Raw genomic sequence first — 3,073 nt, forward strand, 5'->3', positions numbered from 1 at the left:
CGGCTGTATGCTCACCTGCTCTTTCCTGACGACACAGACATTCCGCTCCGGCGGCTGCCCCTGGCCGATTCATGAAAGAAGATGACCTGCGCCCGCCATGCAGCGGCATAGGGATGAATCAGGAGTTTTTGCTGTGGAAAAAGCATATTAAAACCCGGATTCCATTGAGGAATCCGGGTTATCAACCGGAAAACAGGCTCCGCCCATGCAGTTTGCCACGGGCGGAGCTTTTCTGTTATGCATTTATTAAACTGCCTGTCGGACCGGGAGCGGTCACTGCTTTTCCTGCCATGAAAACAGCACTTTCCCTGTGTCCTTTGGGGCGATGCCGTTTTTTTCCAGTAAGAGCAGGTATTTCTTGGCGGGCAGACCGAAGGCATAGCCGGTGAGGCTGCCGTTGGAACCGATGACCCGGTGGCAGGGAATGAGGATGGGGAGAGGATTTTTCCCGCAGGCCGTTCCTGCGGCTCTGACGGCTTTAGGGCTTCCCGCCTTTTCCGCAATTTCCTTGTAGGTCATGGTGCAGCCGTAGGGGATTGTCTGAAGGACAGTCCATATTTTTTCCTGAAAGGGAGTACCCCGGGGACGCAGGGGCAGGGTGAAATTTTTTCTCTTTCCTGCAAAGTACTGGGAAAGCTCTTTTCGGCACTGACGGGTCAGGCTGTTTTCCCGGATCTCCTGCGCCTTCCGGGAAACGGGAAGGAGTTCTATGATGGCCTGATTGGAGGCCCGGATCATAAGAAGGCCCAGGGGAGAGTCTGCATAGGCAGTGTATAGGGCTTCGGAAAGTGAGTCGGTTGGAGAGAGGGGATTCCTGGTCATGGCGTGGTCCTTTCAGTAGATGGCAAAGAGGAACGGAATTCCTGCGGGGATAATTTTCTTCCTTCATCATACTATGTTTCCTTTGGGAAAAGAAGGCGAAAGGGGTCCTCTATGATTTCTTTCCGGCTGCGTGTACAATAATGGTACAAGACAGAAATGAGCCGTCATCAGGCTGATGGCAGGGAGGATGCAGAATGGATAATGTAAAAAAAGTACTGGAATATCTGAGGGAATGCGAAGTTTTTTACATGGCTACGGTAGCCGGTTCGGAGCCCCGGGTGCGTCCCATGAGCGGAGTATGCACGGTGGAAGGGAAGCTCTGCTTTCTCTTTTCCCGCAGGTCGGAGCTGTATCATGAAATCATGGCGAACCGCCGGGTGGAAATCAGTGCGGTGCATCCGGACAAATCCTGGATTTCTATCCGCGGATGGCTGAAGGAAGAGGAGTCCCGGGAAACGAAGGATCATATGCTGAAGGCCTGCCGGGATGATATTGAGGATATGGGAATTATGGATCAGGAAGAAATGGCGGTTTTCAGTCTGCAGGAGGGCTGCGTGATTCTTCGGGACAGGAATCTGCAGAAGGAGAAGAAGTTCGCCATGGACTGAACAGAGGAAAGCCACGGGAGATACAGATGCCTGCTGAATTTCTCTTTACATCTTCTGCGGGATGATTTAATGCTTCATTAACTGTATAAAGTGTTATAATGGATTCAATCTATCCATTGTCTATAGAATGGAAATATAAAGGGGGATATTATGGCATCCAATGGACTTGTGACTGATTTGTACCAGCTGACTATGACCAATGCTCTTTTCAAGAAGGGCATGCACGAGAGAAAAGTGGTCTTTGACCGTTTTTATCGGGTAAATCCTTTCCATGGCGGTTACACGGTGGTGGCAGGGCTGTCCCATCTGGTGGATTTTGTCAGAAATTTTACCTACAGCGATGAGGATATTGACTATCTGAGAAGCCTTCATATTTTCTATCCGGAATTTTTGGATTATCTGTCTCATTTCCATTTTACCGGTAATATTTATGCCATGCCGGAAGGTACGGTGGCTTTCCCGGGAGAACTGCTTCTCCGTTTTGAGGGAACCACCACGGAAGCCATGCTTCTGGAAACAGGCCTTTCCATGATCATGAACCATGAAAGTCTGATTGCCACCAAGTGCCGGAGAGTACGTACCGTAGCGCCGCATGATGCGCTGATGGAATTCGGTCTTCGCCGTGCCCAGGGACATTCTGCCGGACTCTGGGGCGCCAGAGCATCCATGATCGGCGGGTTCAACGGCACCTCCAATGTGGAGGCAGGCCGGCTTTTCGGCATTCCCGTACTGGGTACCATGGCTCACAGCTGGGTCATGAGCTTTGACACAGAGCTGGAAGCCTTTGAAGAATATGTGAAACAGTATCATGATAATCTCATTCTCCTGGCTGATACCTACAATGTACTGGAAATGGGAGTGCCCCATGCGATTCAGGTCTTCAAGAAGCTGAAAGCGGAAGGAAAACTGCCGAAAAAGTACGGCATCCGTATCGACAGCGGAGATCTGGGCTATCTTTCCCAGGAAGCATCCCGCATGTTCCGGGAAGCCGGTTTCCCCGATGCCATCATTTCAGGCTCCAACGATCTGGATGAATACCTGATCCAGTCCCTGAAGGAACAGGGCTGCACCGTCACCAGCTGGGGCGTAGGCACCAAGATTATTACGGCTGACGGGACATCGGCTCTGGGCGGCGTCTTCAAGATGAGTGCCCGGGAAAAGGGCGGCTCCTTTGAACCGGTTATGAAGATTTCCAATGATGTGAGCAAGATGACAAATCCCGGCATCAAGGATGTCCGCCGTTTCTACAAGAAGGATTCGGGAAAGATGATCACCGATCTGGTGTGCCTGGCAGATGAACCGTTCCCGGACGGCGGAGATTTCACCCTGGTTACGGAATCAGCCCGGTGGCGCAAGAAGGAACTGAAGGCAGGCACCTATACCTGCGTGGACATGCTGAAGCCTGTCATTCTCCACGGCGAAGCGGCACCGCTTCCCAGCCTGCAGGAAACCATTGATTATGCCAACAGACAGATGGAAACCCTGTGGCCGGAATATACAAGACTCCTCAATCCGAATATTATGGAAGTCAATCTCTCTGATCAGCTGCAGGAGCTGAAGAGCCGGATTATTGACGAGGATCTGAAAAGGAAATAATGCCTGACGGCATGAGGAAAGCCCTTCTCCGGAAGGGCTTTTTTGTA

General features: G+C 51.4%; 3 protein-coding genes. 2 read left to right on the forward strand and 1 reads right to left on the reverse strand.

Annotated features, from left to right (window positions below; genetic code table 11):
• Positions 1 to 273 precede the first annotated feature (273 nt).
• On the reverse strand, positions 274 to 822 hold the full coding sequence (locus ACI4N7_RS01655; protein WP_439731628.1) for a methylated-DNA--[protein]-cysteine S-methyltransferase: 549 nt from the start codon (positions 820 to 822) through the stop codon (positions 274 to 276).
• A gap of 194 nt (positions 823 to 1,016) precedes the next feature.
• Here ACI4N7_RS01655 and ACI4N7_RS01660 point away from each other — a divergent pair, with 194 nt between their 5' ends.
• Both ACI4N7_RS01660 and ACI4N7_RS01665 read left to right on the forward strand, forming a co-directional pair.
• A complete protein-coding gene (locus ACI4N7_RS01660) occupies positions 1,017 to 1,430 on the forward strand; it encodes a pyridoxamine 5'-phosphate oxidase family protein (RefSeq protein ID WP_439731629.1) in 414 nt (137 codons plus the stop codon).
• 150 nt (positions 1,431 to 1,580) lie between these two features.
• A complete protein-coding gene (locus ACI4N7_RS01665) occupies positions 1,581 to 3,026 on the forward strand; it encodes a nicotinate phosphoribosyltransferase (protein ID WP_439731630.1) in 1,446 nt (481 codons plus the stop codon).
• Positions 3,027 to 3,073: the final 47 nt, after the last annotated feature.

The sequence above is a fragment of the Dialister sp. genome (assembly GCF_051885895.1).
In the GTDB taxonomy this organism is placed as follows: Bacteria; Bacillota; Negativicutes; order Veillonellales; family Dialisteraceae; genus Dialister.

What these genes read in the sequence shown, in the direction of transcription:
- ACI4N7_RS01655 (WP_439731628.1), bottom strand. Translation starts at nt 822, where the DNA reads ATGACCAGGAATCCCCTCTCTCCAACCGACTCACTTTCCGAAGCCCTA.
- ACI4N7_RS01660 (WP_439731629.1), top strand. Translation starts at nt 1,017, where the DNA reads ATGGATAATGTAAAAAAAGTACTGGAATATCTGAGGGAATGCGAAGTT.
- ACI4N7_RS01665 (WP_439731630.1), top strand. Translation starts at nt 1,581, where the DNA reads ATGGCATCCAATGGACTTGTGACTGATTTGTACCAGCTGACTATGACC.